The 22,199-nt window shown below is 59.4% G+C and carries 20 protein-coding genes; 5 read left to right on the top strand and 15 right to left on the bottom strand.

Annotated elements, in window-relative coordinates; genetic code table 11:
- Positions 1 to 162: 162 nt before the first annotated feature.
- The 7 genes from AAC126_RS15680 to AAC126_RS15650 all read right to left on the bottom strand — a co-directional run bounded on the left by AAC126_RS15680 (position 163) and on the right by AAC126_RS15650 (position 8,651).
- Positions 163 to 2,280 carry an acetate--CoA ligase family protein gene (locus tag AAC126_RS15680; protein ID WP_339854944.1) on the bottom strand — a complete coding sequence of 706 codons (2,118 nt, stop codon included), beginning with the start codon at positions 2,278 to 2,280 and terminating at the stop codon, positions 163 to 165.
- A gap of 55 nt (positions 2,281 to 2,335) precedes the next feature.
- Entirely contained in the window at positions 2,336 to 3,250 is a 915-nt protein-coding gene (locus tag AAC126_RS15675) for an amidohydrolase family protein (RefSeq protein ID WP_339854942.1), read from the bottom strand.
- A 394-nt stretch (positions 3,251 to 3,644) separates the two neighbouring features.
- Entirely contained in the window at positions 3,645 to 4,751 is a 1,107-nt protein-coding gene (locus AAC126_RS15670) for a mandelate racemase/muconate lactonizing enzyme family protein (RefSeq protein ID WP_339854940.1), read from the bottom strand.
- A 64-nt stretch (positions 4,752 to 4,815) separates the two neighbouring features.
- On the bottom strand, positions 4,816 to 6,321 hold the full coding sequence (locus AAC126_RS15665; protein WP_339854938.1) for a tripartite tricarboxylate transporter permease: 1,506 nt from the start codon (positions 6,319 to 6,321) through the stop codon (positions 4,816 to 4,818).
- Positions 6,322 to 6,342: 21 nt separating this feature from the next.
- Positions 6,343 to 6,831, bottom strand: coding sequence for a tripartite tricarboxylate transporter TctB family protein (locus AAC126_RS15660; RefSeq protein WP_339854936.1), 489 nt, complete (start codon positions 6,829 to 6,831; stop codon positions 6,343 to 6,345).
- 7 nt (positions 6,832 to 6,838) lie between these two features.
- Positions 6,839 to 7,834, bottom strand: a complete 996-nt coding sequence (locus tag AAC126_RS15655) for a tripartite tricarboxylate transporter substrate binding protein (RefSeq protein WP_339854935.1) — start codon at positions 7,832 to 7,834, stop codon at positions 6,839 to 6,841.
- A 121-nt stretch (positions 7,835 to 7,955) separates the two neighbouring features.
- Positions 7,956 to 8,651, bottom strand: coding sequence for an FCD domain-containing protein (locus tag AAC126_RS15650; protein WP_339854934.1), 696 nt, complete (start codon positions 8,649 to 8,651; stop codon positions 7,956 to 7,958).
- A 179-nt stretch (positions 8,652 to 8,830) separates the two neighbouring features.
- Here AAC126_RS15650 and AAC126_RS15645 point away from each other — a divergent pair, with 179 nt between their 5' ends.
- The 3 genes from AAC126_RS15645 to AAC126_RS15635 all read left to right on the top strand — a co-directional run bounded on the left by AAC126_RS15645 (position 8,831) and on the right by AAC126_RS15635 (position 11,625).
- Complete coding sequence (locus tag AAC126_RS15645) at positions 8,831 to 10,021, top strand: CoA transferase (protein WP_339854932.1); 1,191 nt, start codon at positions 8,831 to 8,833, stop codon at positions 10,019 to 10,021.
- Between the two features lie 46 nt (positions 10,022 to 10,067).
- Positions 10,068 to 10,853, top strand: a complete 786-nt coding sequence (locus tag AAC126_RS15640; protein ID WP_339854930.1) for an enoyl-CoA hydratase — start codon at positions 10,068 to 10,070, stop codon at positions 10,851 to 10,853.
- Positions 10,854 to 10,983: 130 nt separating this feature from the next.
- Entirely contained in the window at positions 10,984 to 11,625 is a 642-nt protein-coding gene (locus AAC126_RS15635) for a class I SAM-dependent methyltransferase (RefSeq protein ID WP_339854928.1), read from the top strand.
- Between the two features lie 32 nt (positions 11,626 to 11,657).
- Here AAC126_RS15635 and AAC126_RS15630 read toward each other — a convergent pair whose 3' ends face one another.
- A complete protein-coding gene (locus AAC126_RS15630) occupies positions 11,658 to 12,050 on the bottom strand; it encodes a PilZ domain-containing protein (protein WP_339854926.1) in 393 nt (130 codons plus the stop codon).
- Positions 12,051 to 12,230: 180 nt separating this feature from the next.
- Here AAC126_RS15630 and AAC126_RS15625 point away from each other — a divergent pair, with 180 nt between their 5' ends.
- Entirely contained in the window at positions 12,231 to 12,572 is a 342-nt protein-coding gene (locus AAC126_RS15625) for a hypothetical protein (protein WP_339854924.1), read from the top strand.
- A 9-nt stretch (positions 12,573 to 12,581) separates the two neighbouring features.
- On the opposite strand, the gene AAC126_RS15620 is transcribed toward AAC126_RS15625, so the two are convergent.
- From AAC126_RS15620 to AAC126_RS15610, 3 genes are all read right to left on the bottom strand, one after another.
- Positions 12,582 to 13,139: a glutathione peroxidase gene (locus tag AAC126_RS15620; RefSeq protein WP_339854923.1), complete on the bottom strand. Its 558-nt coding sequence runs from the start codon at positions 13,137 to 13,139 to the stop codon at positions 12,582 to 12,584.
- Between the two features lie 64 nt (positions 13,140 to 13,203).
- Complete coding sequence (locus tag AAC126_RS15615; RefSeq protein ID WP_339854921.1) at positions 13,204 to 14,112, bottom strand: DMT family transporter; 909 nt, start codon at positions 14,110 to 14,112, stop codon at positions 13,204 to 13,206.
- Positions 14,113 to 14,150: 38 nt separating this feature from the next.
- The gene (locus tag AAC126_RS15610) at positions 14,151 to 15,353 is read right to left on the bottom strand and encodes a mandelate racemase/muconate lactonizing enzyme family protein (protein WP_339854920.1); all 1,203 of its coding nucleotides are present in this window, start codon (positions 15,351 to 15,353) and stop codon (positions 14,151 to 14,153) included.
- A 382-nt stretch (positions 15,354 to 15,735) separates the two neighbouring features.
- On the opposite strand from AAC126_RS15610, the gene AAC126_RS15605 reads away from it, so the two are divergent.
- Positions 15,736 to 17,397, top strand: a complete 1,662-nt coding sequence (locus AAC126_RS15605; protein WP_339854918.1) for a carboxylesterase family protein — start codon at positions 15,736 to 15,738, stop codon at positions 17,395 to 17,397.
- Positions 17,398 to 17,465: 68 nt separating this feature from the next.
- On the opposite strand, the gene AAC126_RS15600 is transcribed toward AAC126_RS15605, so the two are convergent.
- The 4 genes from AAC126_RS15600 to AAC126_RS15585 all read right to left on the bottom strand — a co-directional run bounded on the left by AAC126_RS15600 (position 17,466) and on the right by AAC126_RS15585 (position 22,144).
- Positions 17,466 to 18,704, bottom strand: a complete 1,239-nt coding sequence (locus AAC126_RS15600) for an AMP-binding protein (RefSeq protein ID WP_339854916.1) — start codon at positions 18,702 to 18,704, stop codon at positions 17,466 to 17,468.
- A gap of 39 nt (positions 18,705 to 18,743) precedes the next feature.
- A complete protein-coding gene (locus AAC126_RS15595) occupies positions 18,744 to 19,577 on the bottom strand; it encodes an ABC transporter ATP-binding protein (protein ID WP_339854914.1) in 834 nt (277 codons plus the stop codon).
- 58 nt (positions 19,578 to 19,635) lie between these two features.
- A complete protein-coding gene (locus AAC126_RS15590) occupies positions 19,636 to 20,964 on the bottom strand; it encodes an ABC transporter substrate-binding protein (protein WP_339854912.1) in 1,329 nt (442 codons plus the stop codon).
- Positions 20,965 to 21,070: 106 nt separating this feature from the next.
- Positions 21,071 to 22,144 (bottom strand): branched-chain amino acid ABC transporter permease, encoded by a 1,074-nt coding sequence (locus AAC126_RS15585; protein ID WP_339854911.1) that lies wholly within the window; start codon positions 22,142 to 22,144, stop codon positions 21,071 to 21,073.
- Positions 22,145 to 22,199 lie beyond the last annotated feature (55 nt).

The raw sequence follows: 22,199 nt of genomic DNA, 5'->3' as shown, positions 1-22,199 counted from the left end.
AGCTGGGAGAGCGTCGCGTTCGCAATGCGAAGGTCGGGAGTTCGATCCTCCTCGGCTCCACCAAAATATCCCCCAAGATCTTGAAGTTTTCAGAATATCCCCTTTGAACCGGGCTTGCCTGTTCTCCTGCGATATTGCGGCAGGAAGTGAACCTCCCTTGCTTCACTTCACCGTCATGAGCACGTCGACGATTGCGACTTCGCCGGAACCGGCGTGAATCATGACCGGGTTCAGATCGCAGGAGGTGATCCGGTTTCCGAGGTCGCGTGCCATCAGCGACAGGTTCGAGACCAGTTCGGCGAGTGGCCGCGTGTCGGTTTTGGCGATGAGGTTCCGGTAGCCATCCATGCGCTTGCCGAGCTTTGTTTGGGCGATGAGGGCTTGCGTGTCCGCGACCGACAGCGGAGCCAGTCCCATGGCCAGATCGTCCGTCAGCTCGACGAGCGTTCCGCCGGTCCCAACCATGACCTTGACGCCGAAGGGCGGCGAGGAAACGAAACCGGCCACGGCCTCGAGGTCGCCGCGCACTTCCCGCTGCAGCTCGTAGCCGTCGATTTGGGCGCTGGGTGCGGCTGCCGAGACGCTTTCCGTGATCCGGGCGATCGCCGCCGATAGCTCGTCCATGTCGCACACGCCAAGCACGACGCCGCCGAGCTCCGAGCGATGAGCGATGTCCTTGGATGCAACCTTCACGACCAGTGGAAAGGCGATCTCGGCGCTTCGTTCCATCGCTTCATCTGCGTTCCTGACGATCAGAGAGGGGGACGTCGGGATGCCGTAAGCCGTCAGGATCTCCAGGCTGCTTTCCGGTGTCAGCTGGAACCGGCCACTTTCCAGTTCTTTCCGGATCAGGCTCAAGGCGTGACTCTTTCGGGACAGAGCCTGAGGCGTCTCTGGTGTTTCTGCAGTGTCCATCCGCACGGGGAGGCGTGAGATGGTCCCAATCCCGACGATGCCCTCGCGCAGACCACTGACAATCGGAATGCCGTGATTCTCGAATTTCGCCCGGATGTCCGGATGGATCTCCTCAGAGGTGGCGGAGATCGCGACGATGGGTTTCGTCGCACCGAGAGCACTCCGGCAATAGGCGTCGATAGGCGTGCTGTAGGACTCAAGCGACTTTTCGTGCAGTCCGGCCTGGCAATCCTGGATCACGGCCAGCATATCGATGCCGTCGTCATCCAGGATTGCCTTGACCGAACCGGCGATATCGCGGGCAGCCTCGTCCGTCACCGAGCCGAAATCGACCGGGTTCTGAGCCAGTGTGCCGGGAGAAACCTGGCCCATCCGGCGTATCACGGCATCGCTGAAATGCGCCAGTTCAATGCCGGCTGTCGTGGCGACATCGCAGGCAAGCGCCGTCTGTCCGCCTGAAATACCGACGATCGCGAGCCTGCCCTTGCCTTGCCTTTGGCCATGGCGGGACAGGATCTCCAGGGCTGCATTCAACTCGTCGTAATCGGCCACGGTGGGAATACCGTTCGCATTGAAGAAAAGCCGATAGGTGTCGGCATCGCTGGTCATCGACCCGGTGTGAGCAAGGGTGGCTGCCGATCCGATTGTGGAGTTGCCGACTTTCAGAATGACAAGGGACTTGCCGTTCTCGAATACCCGGCGGGCGGCGCGGGCAAAGGCGTCCGGATCCTTGATCGCTTCCAGTACGATACCGATTGCCGCCGTGTCTTCATCTGTCGCCAGCCAGTTCATATAGTCGGCGGCGGTCAGCTGGAACTCGCTGCCGACGGTGATGATCTTCGAGATGCCGAACTCGGCCGAATTCATCAGCGTGATCGCGGCCGAGCCGGACTGTGCGATGAAGGCAACCTTGCCCGCCCTGATCTTGCTCGACGTCGTCGCCGGATAGAGGAACAGCCCGTCATTGAGGTTGATCAGGCCCATGCAGTTCGGCCCCTGGATATTCATGGCGCTTTCGGCGGCGAGGGAGCGGAAAGCATCCCCGTCCTCCTGCGAGAAACCGGAGGCAAAGAAGATCGCCGACTTCACGCCGCGTTTCTCAAGAGCCTGCGCGGTTTCAACGGCAGCGGCGGCAGGGACCGAGGCGATGGCGAGATCAACATTGTCGGGCAGGTTTTCGATGGTGGGGACGGTTGCCAGACCCTGGATGGTTTCGGCGCTGCGATGGACCGGGATGATCCGGCTTTTGCAATTCCGGCTCAGTAAATTGTCGATAACGGCGTTACCCTGAGCTCTTTTCCTGGCGGACGCACCAATGACGGCGATTGTCGCCGGCCTGATGAGAGACGAAACATCCCTGGTCATCGTGACCTCTTTTTATACGGTTTATGGTAAGGGGGGCAGTCGTGGCGTGCCGGGTTCAGTCGCCTTCGAAAAACCGTTTGGCATTGTGATAGAACCACTTCTCCAGCACCGTCTCCTTCAGGGGAAGCTGGTGGTATTCCTCGACCAGTTCCTCGTAGGGGCAGTCGAAGAGATAGCGTGACAACCCGATCATGATCTTGTTTTGCAGGCGGCTGTTGCCGAACTGCATGAACATCTCCCAGCCAGCTCCGGCTTTCGCGAAATAGCGCGGCCGGTGGGCTGAGGTGTCGCAATAGAGGTTCGGGTGACGGGATAGCAGGCCAACCATGTCCGGGATCCACGGCCAGCCGCCCAGGCCAGCGAGGATTTTCAGCTCCGGAAAGTCAATGGCGACCTGGTCGAGATGACGTGGATGGCCGAGATCGTAGGGCCGGTCGTTGGCGTAGTTCATGCTGCTGTAGATCTTCACCGGCACGTTCAGCTCGACGCATTTGGCATAAAGCGGATAGTAGCGCCGGTCGCTGGCCGGGAGGCAGTTGGTGAGCGCGGTCACGCGAAAGCCGTTTGCTCCGTCTTCTCTCACCAGACGTTCTAGCTCTCTGACCCCGCGCATGCCGTCCATTGGGTCGATCAGGGCGAACATCTTGAAGCGGCCGGGATATTTGCGATGGATGTCGCCGATCTCGCTGTTCAGCATATTGCACATGAAGCCGTATTCGACGTTCGCCCGGTCCATGTCGGCGATGATCGACGCAAACTTCTGGTCGCGTTCCTCCTGCGTGTAGGAACGCGTCGCCGAGCCTTTCGAGCCGCCGCCGAAAACGGTGCTGTAATTGTCGAAGCCGTATCCTTCGGGCCGGTCAAGCGGTTCTCCCATCGGGGTGCCGGGACGGCCCCTGCCTATCTCCTGGGCCTGCAGGGCAGCCTCGGAAAGCGGAGCCTCGATCTCCATATCGATGATGGGGTGCATTTTCTCTCCCTCCTGACGTTTCTTGAAGGGGCTGTCCCAGATAACCTGCTTTGGAGGTTAGCTGGAAAAGCTCCATTGATTTTTTCTTTGAGTCCGATTTTTAAGACTGTTTCAGCTTGAGCGAACGCTCATCTGGAAGGCTTTTGTATCAGGAAACAAGACTGGCAGCGTGGAGGAATTCGGGAACGCGCACCGCCAGCAGCCTGAGAATATCGACATGCCGGTACGAGGATTGCTGCCGTTGCTCGGGAAAGTTCACGAGCCCGTACTGTGAGTTTTTGTTAAGTGTTTAAGTTTATTGAGAAACAAGAAGGCTGGATGGAGTTCGGCACTTCATTTCTGCTTGGCCAAAGTTTCCTTCATGGCAAGATACTGATCCGGTATTCCAACTGAATTAACGGGGATAGACGCGCGCCGCTTCGAGGGAGCTTTCATCTATCGGGATGCCAAGCCCGGGGGGGGGCGGAACACTCATATAGCCATGAGCGGGTGTCTGCACTGTGCCGCTGATGCAGCGAATGATCGACTCGTGGCCCTCGTGATACTCCATCGCCCCATGCTCCAGAGCGCCCGCCATCAGGTGCAGGTTGACGAAATCCCAGCCGCCGGCGGGACAGATCTCGCGGCCGTGCCGTTCTGCGAGGCGGATGATGTCGATCGCTTTCGAAAAACCGCCGGCGAAGACGGCATTTGGCTGGATGACCGAGACGCCGCCTTGCCGGATCAGTTGCTCGAACCGGTATTCCGATTGTTCCATCTGGCCGGCGCCAACGGGGCAGTCTATTTCGCCGGTCAGCTCCGCCAGCTGGCGCGGGTCGTTGTCGCGCAGGGGTTCTTCCAGCCATGTCAGCCGGGCGCCCGAGGCCGCATGGGCAAAGTTGCGCGCGGTTGTGAGGTCGAAGCCGCAATTGGCGTCCGCGATCAGGTCCGCGTCCGGGCCGATGGCCTCGCGCACGGCGAGGAGGCGCTCGGCATCCTCCTGCCAGGAACGTCCCTTGGCGGCGATGACGACCTTCACGCCCGCTCCGCCGCCGTCGATGGCGCGCCTCGCGGCTTTCTGCAGGTCGTCGACAGTCAAATGCGGCAGGCCGCAGGTGACATGTACGGGGACCCGGTCGCGCTTGCCGCCGAGAAGGGCGGCAATGCTTTTCCCGTCGGCTTGCGCGCGGAGATCCATCAGGGCGATTTCCAGCGCGGAATGGGCGCTGACCACCACGCCCGTCATGGCGCGGGGATTGAAACGGCGCTCGGTTCGTGCCGGGAGTTCGGGATTGAGCGGATCTTCGCCGATGATGGCTTCGGCAATCGAATGGTTCAGAAAATGCGCGACCTCGGCCGCGAGGAACCGTCCGGTGAAGCCATTGCCGGTAAGGCCTTCATCCGTATCGATACGGCAGCGTACGAAGACCGGACCGTCGGTGCCGGCATAGGTTGCCTTGTTTTCCTGCTCGCCGGCCGTGATCGGGCGATGGACGCTGGCTGTGATGTGGGTGATCTGCATCTGGGGGAGCCTCGGTCTCGGAAAAGCAACGGGGCGGCTCGAAGCCGCCCCGTGAAGATAATGTTTAGCCCTGGGCTGCGTCAGCAGCCTTGCGTTCCTGTCGCCGGGTTCGGAACAGGGTGACCAGCGGCCAGACCATCGAGGCGATGGTTAGCACCAGGAAGGTCACGACGATCGGCCGTTCCAGGAAATGGAACCAGTTGTGATCGAAGATGATCAGAGCCTGCTTCAGGCTGTTCTCAACCAGCTCACCCAGGATGAGGCCCATGATGATCGGGGCGGCCGAGAAACCGTACCGTTTCAGCACGAAGCCAAGCAGACCGGCCAGTACCATGATCCAGACATCCATGATCGACTGGTCCATCGAATAGGCACCAACGGATGCCAGGACGAAGACGGCGGGCCAGAGATATTCGATCGGGATCAGTGTCACCCGGGCAAAGAGCTTTGCACCGGCGAAGCCGAAAGCGGCAAAGGCGAAGTTTGCCACCAGCATGGACAGGAAGATGGCGTAGAGCAGGCTCGGCGTCTCGATGAAGAGATGCGGGCCGGGGCGCAGGCCATGCACCAGCAGGGCACCGAGAATGATGGCCGTGGTGGCGCTGCCGGGGATACCGAGTGCCAGGGTCGGCACCATGGCGGCACCGGTGGCGGCGTTGTTGGCCGCTTCCGGGCCAGCAATGCCGCGAAGGTCGCCCTTGCCGAACTGGCTCTTGTCCTTGGCCCAGCGCTTTGCCTCGTTATAGCCGATCATGGCCGCAACGGTGCCGCCTTCAGCCGGAAGCAGACCGATAAAGGCGCCGATACCGCAAGACCGGCAGATCGTGCCGAAGCAGCGTTTGAAGTCGCTCCAGCCGGGCAGTTTGACCGCGTCGAAAACAGCGCGGATCCGGCCTTCCTTCAGTTTCGAGGCCTGGGTCAGGAACTCGCAGCCGGCAAATAGGCCGATCATCACGGGGATGAAGTGAACGCCTTCCGTCAGCTCCCAGAAGCCGAAAGTGAAACGCTCGACACCGGTGGTGAAGTCCATGCCGATGGTGGCCAGAAGAACACCGAAGGCACCGCCGATCAGGTTCTTCAGGGCTGACTCGCCGCTGATCGTCGCCAGCATGGAGAGACCGAAGAGCGACAGGGCGAAATATTCGGGCGGCCCGAAATTATAGGCAACGCGCGACAGCAGGGGAGCTGCCACGATCAGCACAACGATACTGAAAATCCCGCCGATCACGCTGCTGACCGCGGCCATGCCGAGTGCCATGCCGGCTTCGCCCCGTTGCGCCAGGGGATAGCCGTCGAACGCCGTTGCCGCTGCGGGAGGTGCACCGGGGGCATTGACGAGGATAGCCGTGATCGAACCACCGAAAGTGCCCGCGCAGTAAAGCGCGCTCAGCAGCGAAATCGCCGGGATCGGATCCATGGTTAGGGTGAAGGGCAGCAGCAGGGCTGTTGCCATTGTCGAGCTCAGGCCCGGCATGGCTCCGACCAGGACGCCGCCGAGGGTCCCGATCAGGATGACCATGAGCAGGTAGGGGTCAGAGAACGCCGAGAGGGCGGTGAGGAACGCATCCATCAGGTTGAACCAATCTGATCGCTAGAAACCGAGAATGCCGGCATCGAAGTGCACGTCGAGGCCTAGGGCGAAGAGCGCATAGACCGCGCCGGGAAAAAGGACGGCAAAGGGAATGATCGCGTGCCACCGCCGCTCACCCCAGAGGATGGGCATGCAGAAGCAGAAGAACACCATCGCGATGATGAATCCCAGATTTGCAAAGGCAAGCACGAAGGCGAGCATCATGGCGCCCGTCATGATGACCATTAGCGGCACCGGTTTTCCGGGCCGGGAATCCTTGCGGAAAGATATGGCCATCAATGCCACGGCGAGCACGGCGATGACGGAAGCGACCAGGCGCGGGAATGTCGCCGGCTGTACGTTTTGCGCGACAGCAGCGGGAGCTTCGGCAAAGCCGAGCGTGATCCAGTAGGTGATAGCGCAAAACACCACGATACAGAGACCGATGATGAAGTCGCGCGGTAACCGGGCTGCGTGAGCAGCCCGGTCAACGGTGGTTTTGTCTGACATAATGTCCTCAGAGCATACCGAGTTCGGTCAGCGCAGTGGTGCTTTCGGTATAGATCCGCCGGATTTCGGCGTTCCATTTCTCAGCACCGATGACGCTGGACTTGGGCATGCCGCCGGAAGCGAGATAGCCCTGATAGACACCATGCTTCATAGCCTTGACGAGGCCATTGCTCAGGGCATCAACACGGTCCTGCGGAACGCCGGAAAGGCAGGCAAAGCCGCGCACGGTCGAGGCCAGGGCGTTAACGCCGGCATCGCGAGCGGTCTTGACGCCCTCGAGCGCTTCGATCGGCTCTTCGGAGAGGCTGACGATCGGGCGGAATTCGCCGGAACCGTACTGGGACTCGCCTTCGGCATAGTTCAGCAGGGCAACGTCGATATTGCCGGAAACCAGGTTGGTGACGATGTCCCCGCCGCCCTTGAAGGGAACGATGGTGTAGGGGATGTTGCCGGCAGCCTTGCAGAAGTTATGGATGCCGACGTGATCGGCGCCGCCTGCGAAGGTGGTGCCCCATTTCAGGCCACCCTTCTTGTCCTTGGATGCCTTCAGAACATCGTCGAGGGTCTTGATTTTGCTGTTGGAATTAACAGTCAGGACCGTCGGGTCGTCCGTGGCACGGGCGAGGCCGACCAGCTCTTCGATCTTGATCGGCACCTTCTTCTGGATGATCTGGAAGATGTGCGACTGGGTGATGGTCATGAAGGTATAGCCATCACGGGGACGCGAGTTCGTGTACATCAGCGCTGCCGAGCCACTGCCGCCACGCTTGTTCACGACGACCAGATCCTGGCCGAATTCCTTGCGGGCACGCAGCATCATCATGCGTGTGGTGATGTCGGTGCCGCCGCCCGGACCTGCATGGGTCACGACGTTCAGGGTCTCGGCCGGGAAATCCGCGGCGAATGCCTTGCTGCCGAAGCCGGCCATGGTGGCACCGGCGGCGCCAGCCAGTGCGGCGGACTTCAGAAAGTCACGGCGATTAAAGAAAGCTGAATCGGACATTCTATTCCTCCATTGTCCTACTCGTCTTAAGATCACACCAGGGGATGCCCCATGACGGGACTGCCTTTGGTGCGTTGGTAATTGAAGAGCCCGTCTCAAAAAGAGCGGGCGAAGTGGTAGGTTAAGGGTCCGTCTTGGAGAGCCCAGACGGGTCTTCGGTCAGCGTGCCAAGGAAACGTTTGCATCCCTGTTCGATGTGAATACGGCCAGCTTCGCGGGCTGCGTCGGGATCTCCGCCGGCGATGCCGTCCAGAATTGTCTCGTGTTCCTTCACGGACTCCTCGATGTTCGGCACATTCGATAAACCGCGCCGCCGGAACAGGTGCATTTCCTTCACGACGCTATGATAGACGTCGGTTGCGCGCTGGTTGCCGGAGTGGTCGATAATGGCGAAATGGAAGTCGACATTCAGGCGGTAGTAAGCCTCCTTGTCGTCACAGGCGAGCGCCGCCCGCATCGCACTCATATTCTCGCGCAGGAGAGCCACGGTCCCGGCATCATGCCGGCGGGCAACTTCCTGACAGGCAAGGGCAAAAAGAGCTCCGCGTAACGCGTAGAGGTTCTTGACCTCGTCAAGACCGATGGTGCGCGCGACGGCGCCGCGGTTCGGAAGAATCTCCACCAGGCCGGATTGCCCAAGGCTGCGCAGGGCTTCTCTTACGGGGCCGCGGCTCACGCCAAGTTCTTCTGCAATCTGTGCTTCTCCAATCCGCGCCCCGGCAGCGATTTCGCCGGTCAACACACGCCTCTCGATCTCACGTTCGACGTGAGTTGTCAGAGTCGCGTATTCGCGAGCGTGGAATGGTTTATTCTGCATTGCCATCTTTTTTATGTGCGTTTCCTTGTTTTGTCGACAGTAAATAGTTGAAATGCAGATTGTCAACAATCAACAAAATACATATTGTCCGGGAACTTCCTAATTCGCTGCCGCATCATTCGCAGCGCCCTGTTAGCAGGGATCCAAGCTATTGAGAAACCGGAGGAAAGTGTTCAAAAATGGGCATTTCTCATGCCAGTACGGTACTGAATAAATACAAGGTTCTTGATCTGACGCGGGTGCGCTCAGGCCCAACTTGCGTACGGCAATTGGCCGATTGGGGTGCCGATGTCATCAAGATCGAGATGCCGGCGACGGACAATGCCGGGCAACTTGGCGGCCCCCGCGAAGGCGCCGATTTCCAGAATCTTCATCGTAACAAGCGCAGTCTGACCCTTAATCTGAAAGACAAGCGCGGCCTTGAGGTCTTCCGGAAACTCGCCCGCGAGGTCGATGTCATTGTCGAGAATTTCCGGCCGGACGTGAAAAACCGGCTGGGTATCGATTATGAGACCCTGTCCAAGGACAATCCGGGGCTGGTCTATGCCTCGATTTCCGGCTTCGGTCAGGACGGCCCGCTGGCCAAGCGCCCTGGGTTCGACCAGATCGCGCAGGGCATGGGCGGCTTGATGTCGATCACCGGCAACCCGGGTGAAGGCCCGATGCGGGTCGGCATTCCGATCGCGGATCTTACGGCGGGCATTTTCTGCTCGCAGGCCATTCTTCTCGCCCTTCTGGAGCGTGAGCAGTCCGGCAAGGGACAATGGGTGCAGACCTCTCTTCTGCAGGCCCAGGTCTTCATGCTGGATTTCCAGGCCGCGCGCTGGCTGGTTGATGGCGATGTGCCGAAGCAGGCCGGTAACAACCACCCGACCAGCATCCCGACCGGTGTCTTCAAGACGTCCGACGCGTATATGAATATCGCGGTTGCCGGGCAGGCCATCTGGGAGAAATTCTGCGCTGCCATGGGCAAGCCGGAATGGAACGAGAACCCGGATTACGCGACAGGTTCGGCCCGTTCCGATAACCGGGATGCCCTGAACGCGGAGATCGAGGCCGAGACCCTCAAGGATACCATGGCCAACTGGATCGAGCGGCTGAATGCCGCCGGTGTGCCTTGTGGCGAAATTAATGATATCCAGCAGGTGTTCGAAAGCCCGCAGGTGGCGCATTTGGGACTTGCCCAGCCAGTCAAGTCGCACGAGCGTGGCGATACCCATCTGGTCGGTCAGCCGATTACCATGAGCCGGACGCCGTCGACCATTGCTTCTCCGCCGCCGATGGCGGGTGAGCACAATCAGGAAGTGCTGACGGATCTCGGCTTTTCCGCGGATGACATCGAAACACTGAAGCGTGACGGCGTCATCTGAGCGCCGACCATCAAAGGGCCTGAATTATTCAAGGGAAAGAGACACCATGACTGACAAGATTCTCACCAGCCAGGACGGCGCGATTGCCCGGATCATTTTCAACCAGCCGGAAAAGCGCAACGCCGTATCCCTGGAAATGTGGGAGGCCGTCGAGGCCGCGCTTGACCGGTATTCGGCCGACGACAGCGTCCGCATTCTGATCCTCTCCGGCGCGGGCGGGAAAGCCTTCGTTTCCGGCGCCGATATTTCCAAGTTCGAATCCGAGCGGGCCAGCGCCGACGGTGTCGCCCGCTACAATGCGACCACCAAACGGGTCTATGACAAGGTCGCCGGTTTCCCGAAGCCGGTCATCGCGCAGATCAGCGGCTTTTGCGTCGGTGGCGGTGTCGCACTCGCGGTCTGCTGTGATCTCAGGATCTGCGGCGAAGGCTCCAAGTTCGCCATCCCGGCCGCCAAACTCGGCCTCGGATACGGCTATCCGGGGATTTCCCGCCTGGCCGCGCTCGTCGGACCGAGCTTCGCCAAGGAAATCTTCTTCACCGCCGGCCGTTACGATGCCGAGGATGCCCGCATCATGGGCCTCGTGAACCGGGTTGTTCCGGACGATCAGGTTGAACAGTTCTGCCTCGATTATGCGAAGACCATCGCCGGGAATGCACCGATGACCGTCAATTCGGTGAAGTTCATCGCCAACCAGACGGTGGTGCCGGAAAGCGAGCGGGATCTGCAGAAGTGTGACGATCTGGTCACCGCCTGCTTCGCCAGCGAGGACTATATCGAAGGCCGCCGTGCCTTCATGGAAAAGCGCAAGCCTGAATTCAAAGGCAAGTAAGCATTGCGGATACGGACGCGGCCCGACCGCGTCCGTATCTCACCGGATCAGAACGGATTTCTTGTGAAATCCCCCCTGAAACCACTCCCCGTGAATGTTAGGCTTTCTCCAGAACAGGGAGAAAGCAGCGATGTCTAAAGAAAAAATTCTCCGCACCGACGGAAATGTGTCCCGCAGCGGGGCGGTCAACGCGGAAAGCTACGACGCCTGGGCCAGTGAGTACGATCGGGAGCTGGCCAATTGGGGATATGAGGCGCCAGAGCAGGCGGCCGGGCTCCTGAAAGGGCACCTGGAAGATTTCAGGGATGCCCCCATTCTCGATTGCGGATGCGGAACGGGACTTACAGGCCTGGCGCTCCGGGCTGCCGGTGCCACCGGTCACCTGACCGGTTTGGACGCATCACGTTCCAGCCTCGAAACATCAAAGCAGAAGGCGGTCTATGATCGTCTCGAATATGCCGACCTTAACAAGCCGCTTCCGCTTGGGGAGGGGGCCGTTGGCGGTATCCTCTGTATCGGGGTGCTGACCTATCTCGAGGAAGCGGCCATCTTCAAGGAATGGCTGAGAGTGCTCCGGAGCGGCGGTGTCGTGGTGTTCACCAGCAGGGATGATTTCTGGCAGTCGCGGGGCATTGCCGAGATGCTGAACCGGCTGGAGCTGGAAGGGCGCTGGGAAGCGTTGCATGTCTCCCGGCCGATGCCATATCTGCCGGGGCACCCTGATTTCGCGGAAAAGGTGAAGGCTGTCTACGGAGTTTACCGGAAGTCCTGATTTTGCAGGAAACTGGCTCCGTTGAGCGCGTCCTAATTATCGCCGTCGTAATTGTAGATGTAGGGCAGAAAAAGCCGGGCAATCGACGGGTGGTTCAGGGCGAGATCGCGTATGTCGGTCTCGCCTGGATAGGTCTCCAGATGCAGGCCGACCTGGCTGGTATCGACGATATTGATCTTCAGTCCGGAAACCTCATCGCCTATCGAGAGCCGCGCTTCGCCGCGAAATTCAACGGGCGTTTCCGACGTGAATAGAAAGCCGACCAAGGAGACATTGACGATTTCACCCTTTGTGGTTGTTCCGTCGGGAAGTGCCAGTTCGGCGTCCAAATGGAATGCCACGCGGTCGAATGCGCGGCGTTCCTGATCCGTCATGTCACGCATCCAGCCGGTCTTGGTGTAGTTTTCGTTCGACTCGTCACTCATGTATTGCCCCGGGGCGATGGACTGGACTGATCTGTCCGGCTCAGTCTCTGATACCTCAACTTGGTGGTTAACGGAATGGGGTATGATGACCATCCGGGCCGCGCATGCGTCATGCTGTCCATTGAGCGGGGCTGCGAAAGGGAGCACTCTTTACGCGCTTCTTTCTAAGGAGAGTGGATCGTGTATTTCAAATCTCCCATGCTGCGTTTTCTGTTCGGTCACGGAGTGATTGGCGGCGGGGCTGGTATTGCGATTGCGGCCGGTCTGCTGGTGTTCGATGTTGCCGGGCTTGCCAGCCTGAGCATGAAATCCGAGCCGACCTGGCTTGGCCCGTTTTTGCTTTGTTTTTCCTTCTTTGCGTCCTTCAGCGCCCTGGCGATGGGCGTCGCGGTCATGAGCTTTGGCGGCGAAGACAATGACCGGGATGACGGCGGCACGACCGTGCGGCACCGGATGGTTCCCGATACGCACGGCCCGGCATCCGGTGATGACGACCGCGCTGTCGTCAGGATACGTAAATAGCCCCGGCGTCTATCGCGGCAGGGCGGCTTCAACAGCCTTCGTGAGCTTTGCCGATGAGGGCTCTGTTGTGGAGGCAAACCAGTCGACGGCCTTGCCATCCGGTGCAATCAGGATCTTGTAAAAATTCCAGCGCGGTTTGGAGAGCGCTCCCAGCTCTTGTGCCGCCCAGCGATAGAACGGATGCGCCCGGTCGCCGGTGACCACCTGCTTTTCCGTCATCGGGAAATCCACGGCGAAATTCACTTCGCAGAATTCCTTGATCTCGGCTGCGGTTCCGGGCTCCTGCGATCCGAAATCGTTGGAGGGCACGCCTAGCACGACAAGACCGCGTTCCCTGTACCGTTCCCAGAGTGCTTGCAGGCCCTCGTACTGTTTTGTGAAACCGCAGAAAGAAGCCGTATTCACGACCAGCACGGCCTTGCCCGAGTAGTCTTTCATCGGTAGCGGATCGCCTTCGATCGAGACGAAGCTGAAGTCGTGGGCGTTCGTAGCCTCAGCCGGGCTGGAGGGCATCATGAACAGTCCGAAAAGGATCGCGCTTGCGAGGCGTAGAGCGTGAACGGGCATGGGTTTGATCTCCAATCCCTGTCGATACGCAGCCCATACCCCGCCGGATGACCAGAGGGGCGGGTCATGTCGACAGAAGCAGGAAGAAGATCCCGGCGATCACCAGGCCGATCCCGGCGAGTTCCAGCGGGCTGCTCTTCTCCTTGAAGAAGAGATAGGAGGCGGCGAAGGTGAATACGAGTTCGATCTGGCCGAGCGCGCGGACATAGGCCGCGTTCTGGATGGTCATGGCGGTGAACCAGCAGGCCGAGGCGGCCATGCCGCTGAGCCCGACGATGCCCGCGATCTTCCAGTTCCGCAGTGCCGCCGTGATCTGGCCCGGATCACGCAGCCGCATATAGGCAGCCATGGCGACGGTCTGCATGATGGTGACACAGGCCAGGGTGAAGCCTGCCTGGATCAGGAAACCCTCGCCACCAAGGGAAAGCGAAGCGGCGCGGTAAGAGACAGCCGAGATACCGAAACAGGCACCGGAGGCGAGACCGATCATGGCGGGACGGCTGGTCAAGGATTTGGCGATGCCGCCGATCCCGGCGGCTTGTTTGGCGGCGGAGATGGCAAGGACGCCGATGAAGCTGATCATGATCGCGACCATCGCGCCGGCCGTCAGGGGATCTCCCAGAATGACGATGCCGAAGATTGCAGCCTGGACCGTCTCGGTCTTGGAATAGGTGGTTCCGACGGCAAAATTCCGGAACGCGAAGAGATAAACGAGAAGGGCAGTCGCGGCGATCTGTGTCGCCCCGCCGACGGCCGCATAAATCCAGAAGACCGGTTGCGGCTCGGGCATGGAAAGGCCGATGCCGTCATGCAGGAACCAGACATAGAGCCAGGCAGGGAGAATGGCATAGAAGAAGCGGACGAAGGTCGCTCCCGACGTGCTGAGCTTCGATGTCAGATGCTTCTGCAGAGCGGAGCGCAAATTCTGACAGAAGGCCGCCGCGATGGTGATCGGAATCCAGAGTTCGATCATTCAAGTATGTCCATAAATCAGTATGTTGTCGAATTTTGTTAAAGTTCAGATCTGCGAATATGGCAATCCGTGCGCTTGAGGATATCGGGCTGCAGGCTGAGCCCGTGGCCGGCGCCTTCGGGGGGCGAGATCTCACCTTTTGTTACGGGAGGAAGCTGGGTTACGAGGTCACCATACCAGCCGTAATAGAAGGCGCGCACCATTTCCTGAATGAAGCAGTTATGGGTGTTGAGGGCGAGGTGGGTTGAGGCGGCTAGGACGACCGGGCCGGTGCAGTCATGGAAGGCGACCGGAACATGCCAGGCATCCGCCATGGCCGCCATCTTGCGAGCTTCCGAGACGCCGCCGCCCCAGGCGATATCGGTGATGATCAGGCTGAGGGATTCCATCTCCAGCAATTGCCGATAATCGGCGCGGCCGCCACGTGTCTCGCCGACTGCGATGGGCGCGGTGGTGGCGCGGGCCACTTCATCGAGGCTGGAGAGGTTGTCCATGAAAACCGGATCCTCGACCCAGAGCGGGTCTACGGCTTCCAGCGCACGGCTGATCCTGATCGCGGTCGGCCGGTCCCACATGGAATGCAGCTCCGCCATGATGTCCATGCGGTCGCCATGCGCTTCGCGGATCTTCTCGAACGGCGCCATGGCGGTCGCAAGATCGCGCGGGCTGATATGATGGCCCCGGCTTGACTCTGCGGCATAGTCGAAGGGCCAGATCTTCATCGCCGTGATGCCCATCTCCAGCAGGCTGGCGGCGAGTTCGTCCGCATGGTTCAGGAAGGCATCGAGATCCTCATAGCCGCCCCGGTTGGCGTCGAGACCGAAATTGTCCGTACCCTGGGTCGGGCGGTTCTGCACATAGCGGGTGCCGGCGCAGGTATTATAGACCCGGATACTGTCCCGCACCGCGCCGCCGAGCGCCTGATGCAGCGGCATGTCCTTCACCTTGGCGAACAGATCCCAGAGCGCGATATCGACGGCTGAACGGCCACGCATTTCAGCCCCGGCTCCGCTGAACCCGACATAGCCGGTGAGATTGCGCTGATGCTGTTCGATCCGGAGCGGATCCTTGCCGAGCAGGTAGGGGGCGATGATGTCGTGGATATGGGCCTCGGCGGCGCCGGGACCGTAGAAGGTTTCGCCAAGCCCATCCGCACCGTCATCGTCTATGACGCGGACCCAGAGCAGGTTCGGGTATTCCTCGATCCGGATGGTTTCGATAGCCGAGACTTTCGCGCCCATTCTGTTCCTCCACCTGAGTCACCGGTCTTTGCCGTTTTTTCGATTGTGGAACGAAGAGAGGCCAAGCGCCAGCGGACGCCGGGAAAGAGGCGTGTTTCTCAAAAGCATCAATCTCGATCAGGCCTGCTAATTTCAAATATTCTTGCAAAAAGTGTTTTTCGGCGTGGCGGACGCGAAGCATGCAGGAGGCCTTGGCTGAAATATAAATATTTCATGACCATAGATAAATTTATTCACAAACCGTTGATGTATGGAGTCAACACCATCGATGCTCTCGCAATCAATGGGCATCAAAATTTAACGCATAAGATGAAAAGCGATCTTGCTGGGGGATTGGATATATGCATTTTCTCCTGAAGATTGCATAAAATTGGAGGTGTTGATGAAAAAGAGTATCTTGAGTTTGGCTTCAGTTTCCACCGCTGCCTTGATGCTTTTGTGTCTGTCTGCTCCGGTAAAAGCCGATGATCCTTGCGTTGCCGTGGGGGGCGGTTCTCTCTGCGGCTCAAGTGATAAAGGTGTTCAGAGCTACAAGGGGATCCAATATGCACAGGCATCCCTCTGGAACAGCTCGGTAATCACATCATCCTATCAGGCAAAGACGCCAGCCACGGACTATGGGGCGCCCTGTCCTCAGGGGCAATCTGCGGAAACCTTAAGCGATTGCCTCTTCCTGAATATATGGACGCCTGCTGAACCGGGTGCTCCTGCGGATAAAACCGTGATGGTTTTCATTCACGGCGGGGCATTTGTTTTTGGTTCGGGTGGTCAGCAAGGGCAGAACAACCCTTATGATGGCAGCAATTTCGCAGCTGACCAGAATGTGGTTCTGGTGACTCTCAACTATCGTTTGGGGGCAGCGGGTTTTCTGTACGACCCGAATATTGACGCATTGCAGAAAAATGGCGGCAATTTCGGTATCGAGGATCAGATCAATGCCCTGAAATGGGTTCGCGCGAATATCGGTGCTTTTGGTGGCGATGCCTCGAAGGTGACGATTTTTGGTGAGAGCGCGGGTGCTATGTCCGTCGGTCTGCACATGTTTTCCTCGGAAGCCTCGTCCGGATTGTTTCGCGGTGCGATCATGGAGAGTAATCCGATAGGGGTTATCTATCGGGATTTTTCCGAGGCTTCGGCGGATTCTGTCACGTTCTTGCAGTGCCTGAACGCGGTAATAGACAATCCCAAGGCAACTCAGTGCGGCACGTTGGCTACAGCTCCGAAACTGCCGGAAACGGCTGCCGGCGGAGATACGTTGCTCGCGGCGACGAAACTTTATGAAAAAGTGCTAAAGTCTTCCGGTCGGGTAAGACGGGACGGTTTACCCGAAGCGTTGCCGTTCGCACCGGTCATCGAACCAAATTCGTATCTTGCCGCTCAACCAGCCGAGGCCGTCGAGGGTAAGGCTCCGGTCCCGTACATGTATACCTTCAACAAATCCGAGGGGGTGCTCTTCGCAGAACTTGCTGCGCAGAAATGGACCGGTAAATTCGCATTGCCGCTGATTTATTCTATGTTGATCGGCGATATGTTCGCGACCTCAGACGAGATTCTCGATAACGAGAAATATCGAAAGCATCCGGAGAGTCTGGAACGCACTATTGACTCAATGGGAAGCCTGATTACGGATTTTGCCTTTGCATGCGGTAACATGAAGGCAAATCAGACGGCGAATTCGGATAGTGTCTGGGGCTTTGTCGTTCTGCAGCAGCCGGTTGTACCGTCCACTCCTCCTGTTGATGCATGCGCCCCGGCGAACAAGGCTGGCAATGTATGCCATGAAGCGGAACTACCGTTCGTGTTCAACAATTTGCCGAATGGAGCTGGGCCAAACGACATCAAGCTCGCGAAGAACATGAACAAGGTTTGGGCAACCTTTGCAATGGACCCTGCCGGTGGGCCGGGAACGGAATGGGCGCGGTGGAAAGCAGGGCATACCGGGCTTAATGCCTTTGCGGAGCCAGCAATTTCACCGGTTCCTGATATCTACGGGACATCTCAGTGCGACTTCTGGAAAAACCAGGAGCCGCGAGTAAATCCATAACCAAGTGGCAATAAACAATGCCTGATATTGCCGGACCGCGTGGAATACCCGCGCGGTCCGCTGTTTGGTTATTCGTAACTTCTGGCGTCCTCGATGACCTTGCCGTCATTGGCGAGGCTGCCTTCGGTGACCAGAGAGACGGCCCCGCGCAGTTTCGTGACGGATTGCAGGCTGGCTGCAACAGCGTCTGAGAGAGCATCTCCGGATGCTGCGGTCTCGCAATGCAGGGTCATCACGTCGTCACCGGTCCGGCCGGTAACGACAAGACGTGCTTTCGAGATTTCCGGATGGCGCTTCACCACCTCGGCAACCTGTCCCGGATGCACGAACATGCCCTTGATCTTGGTGGTTTGGTCCGCGCGGCCCATCCAGCCCTTGATACGCTGGTTGGTACGCCCGCACGGGCTGGTCCCAGCCAGCACTGCCGACATATCCCCCGTGCCGAAGCGGATCAGGGGATAGTGTGGGTTAAGGGTTGTGACGACGATTTCGCCGACTTCGCCTTCGGCCACGGGATCGCCGGTGCCGGGGCGGACGATTTCGACGATCACGCCTTCGTCCAGGATCATGCCTTCAAGGGCCGGACTCTCATAGGCGACGAGGCCGAGATCGGCCGTGCCATAGCATTGCAGGACGCCGCATCCGAGATCGGCGATTTCCTTGCGCAGGCTCGGGGGCAGGGCTTCGCCGCCGACGAGACCTTTCTTCATGCTGGATATGTCGGCGCCAAGCTCGCGGGCCTTTTCCAGAATGATCTTCAGGAAACTCGGGGTGCCGCTATAGCCCGCGGGCTTGAGATCGGCCGCGGCCTGAACCTGCATTTCGGTATTGCCGACACCACCGGGGAACACGGCGCAGCCGATGGCGCGGGCAGCACCGTCGACCATCATGCCGGCCGGGGTCAGGTGATATGAGAAGCAATTATGCAGGATGTCGCCCTTGCGGAACCCGGCGGCGTAAAGCGTGCGAGCAAAGCGCCAGGGATCGGACTCTGGCCCTTCCGCATCGTAAATCGGGCCGGGGGACATGTAGAGCCGGGCAAGGCCGTTTGGCGCGACAGTCGTCATGCCGCCAAAGGGAGGCGTGCTTTTCTGCAGGTCAAGCAAGTCACCCTTGCGGGTGACGGGCAGGCCGGTGAGGGCCGCGCGGCTGGTGATCGTGCCCGGATCAATATCGGACAGCAATTTGCCGAAATAGGCGGTCTTGCCCTTGGCCAGGGCGACCTGAGCGGACAAGGCCGCCATCTGGGCGGCCTCGCGTTCGTCGGTACTGCGGGTTTCAAGCCTGTCGTAAAAATCGCCGCTCATGTCTGTACGGTCCCCAATTCCTGAATGCGTGGCGATGGATCAGCCGAGCCACCGCTTGCGGCGGCGATAATGTTTCACGTCTCGGAAGCTCTTCCGGCCGCCGGTGCTGAGGCCGAGATAGAATTCCTTCACATCCTCGTTCGAGCGCAGGCTTTCCGCATCGCCTTCCATGACGACCCGGCCGTTTTCCAGGATGTAGCCGTATTTTGCGTAACGCAGGGCGACGTTGGTGTTCTGCTCGGCCAGCAGGATGGAAACACCTTCCTGCTCGTTGATCTTCTTCACGATCTCGAAGATCTGTTCGACCAGCTGCGGGGCGAGCCCCATGGACGGCTCGTCCAGCAGGATGGTTTTCGGACGGCTCATCAGCGCCCGGCCAATGGCAACCATCTGCTGCTCACCGCCGGAAGTGTAGCCCGCTAGGCTGGTGCGCCGATCACGCAGGCGCGGGAAATAATTATAGACCATCTCCAGGTCCCGGGCGATGCCGGCCCTGTCCCCGCCGCGCGTAAACGCGCCGGTCATCAGGTTTTCCTCGACGGTCAGATGCTCGAAGCAATGGCGGCCTTCCATGACCTGGATGACGCCCCGCTCGACCAGATGGTGCGGGTTCATCGACTGGATCGGCTGCCCCTCGAAATCGATCGTGCCTTTCGTCACCTCGCCGCGTTCGGACTTCAGCAGGTTCGAGATGGCTTTCAGTGTGGTGGTCTTGCCGGCGCCGTTACCGCCGAGCAGGGCGACGATACCGCCGCGCGGCACTTCCAGCGAAACGCCTTTCAAGACCAGAATGACGTGGTCGTAGATGACCTCGATGTTATTGACGCGGAGTATCGGCTGTTCCGCCCCGGTATCCTGTTCGACCGCTGTCACTTGCATTTCCTCCGGATGGAGGGTGACGGCGCCCCGGGCGCCGTCACCGCTTTTGTCGTTAGCCGCAGGTGCGCGGCGTGATCTTGTTTTCTGCCGCGAATGCCGTGGAATCCTCTTCCACGAGCTCGTTCACCAGATCACGCATCGGCTCGATCCAGTCAGACACGATGGTCCATTTTCCAGAATCGGGATCCCACTGCTGGATGGCGATCTTGCCGTTACCTTCATGGTTCTCGCAGCTGATGTTGACCGGAGGCATGAAGTCCTTGAGACCAAGCCGCTCGAAATCGGCATCGCCAAGCTGGATGGCTTCAAAGCCGTCCCGGACCTGCTCGCCCCGAACATCCTTAGTGCCGTGGATCTTGATGGCGTTCCGAATGGCTTCGGCCGTCAGCACCGCTTCCAGCAGGCCGCGGTTATAGAGGACTTCGCCGATCCGGGCTTCCTCGCCGGCGCCGTTATTCTTGGCGTAGACGTACTTCTTGATGTCGTGCAAGGCGGCGAAATCATCGCCCGGTGCGTGCATGGTGCCAGCAAGATATCCCTTTGCCGCGGCACCTGCGGGAGCCACGTCATTTTCTGAACCCGACCACCAGACGCCGATGAACTTGTCCATCGGGAAACGGATGGCGGCGGCTTCCTTCAGGGCAACCTGATTCATCACGCCCCAGCCCCACATCAGGAGCCAGTCGGGCTTCGCGCGCCGGACTTGCAGCCAGGTGGCTTTCTGTTCCTGGCCCGGATGATCCACCGGGAGCAATACCAGCTCGAAGTCATGTTCCTTGGCGAGCAGCTCAAGGGTCTTGATCGGCTCTTTGCCATAAGCGGAGTTGTGATAGACGAGGGCGATCTTCTTGCCCTTCAGTTTGTCCAGTCCGCCTTCCTTGTCAGCGATATGCTTGATGAAGACGGTGGCCTGGGACCAGTAGGTGCCGGGCGGATTGAAAATGTACGGGAAGATTTTGCCATTGGCCGCCGAGGTCCGGCCATAGCCGAGAGTCAGAAGCGGAATCTTGTCTTCGGTGGCCTTCGGGATCAGAGCGTAGGTCGCTCCGGTGGAGTGCGGGTTCATCGCAAGAGCGCCGGACTGGCCTTCGTTCTTGGTGTTCTCGTAGCACTCGACAGCCTGCTTGGTGTTATAGGCGGTCTCGCACTCGACGACGTTGACCTTGATGCCCTCAATGCCGCCGTCACGCTCGTTGATCATGTTGAAATAATCGAGGAACCCGTTGGCGACGGGGATGCCGTTCGGAGCATAGGGCCCCGTACGGTAGACGAGGTTTGGAACGGTGTAGGCGTCGTAATCCGCCCTGGCCGTATCCACCATCGCCGTGCCGGCGATGACGCCGGCTGCAGCCATGGACAATGCTAGTCTTGTAAATTTCATGGTTGTTAGCCTCCCTATTGCGAGCCGCATTTCCTGCCGCTCATTAAACGACCGCGTACACGTATTGCTGCGCACGCGGGCGACCGTTTGTTCGCAGCCGCTCCCGTCAGTACGGGAAGGGCCAGAGACGGAGCTTCTCCTTGGCGATTTGCCACATCCGGGCAAGACCATGCGGCTCCTTGATAAGAAAGAAGATGATCAGGCTGCCGACCAGCATGACCTCGATATGCTTGGCGGTGTCGACGACGACACCAAGCCCGTCCACCATCAGAACCTTAAGGCCGACCGGCATCAGCGCCATGAAGGCGGCCCCAAGGAAGGAGCCGAGCACGCTGCCGAGCCCACCGATGATGATGGCGAAGAGGACGAAGAAGGATTGCAGGATGTCGAAGGCTTCCGTCACCTCGACGGTGCCGAGCCAGATATGGAAGATCAGCGCGCCGCCGATACCGACATAGAAAGAAGAAACGGCGAAGGCGAGCAGCTTGGTCTGCAAGGGCCGGATACCGAGAAGTTCGGCGGCAATGTCCATGTCGCGGATCGACATCCAGCTTCGGCCGATGCGCCCGCGCACGAGATTGAGGGCGACCCAGGTAAGGACGGCGACGAAACCGAGCACGAAGAGATATTGCGCGGCCGGTGATGCTTGCGGACCGGTGACGAGGACGCCGAACACCTCCCGCGGGGGAGCCGTGATCTGGCTCATGTCGTAATTGTAGAACCAGGGAACCTTGTTGAACATCCAGACCAGGAAGAACTGGGCGGCAAGGGTGGCAACGGCGAGGTAGAAGCCCTTGATCCGGAGGCTCGGCAGGCCGAACAGCACTCCGACCGCAGCCGTGCAGCCACCTGAAAACAGGATCACGAGGATCAGGTTCATTTCAGGGAAGGCCGTGCACAGCTTGTAGGAGCTGTAGGCGCCGACCGCCATGAAGCCGCCGGTGCCGAGCGAGATCTGGCCGCAATAGCCGACGAGGATGTTGAGGCCGAGTGCGATCATCGCATAGATCAGGAACGGCAGCAGGATGGCCTTCGACCAGTAATCATTGATCGCGAAGGGAATAATCCCGATTGCGACCACCAGAATGATGGCCATCAGGATCTTGTCCTGAAAGATCGGAAAGAGCTGCTGGTCGGCCGCATAGTTCCGTTTGAACTGGCCTGTTTCACGGTACAGCATTGGACTTAAACCCTTTCGATGATCTTGTCGCCGAACAGTCCCTGCGGCCTGAACA

This window comes from uncultured Nisaea sp. (assembly GCF_963974195.1).
In the GTDB taxonomy this organism is placed as follows: Bacteria; Pseudomonadota; Alphaproteobacteria; order Thalassobaculales; family Thalassobaculaceae; genus Nisaea.
The sequence above is the reverse complement of the archived record's forward strand: the minus strand, read 5'-3'. Positions and strand labels throughout refer to the sequence as shown.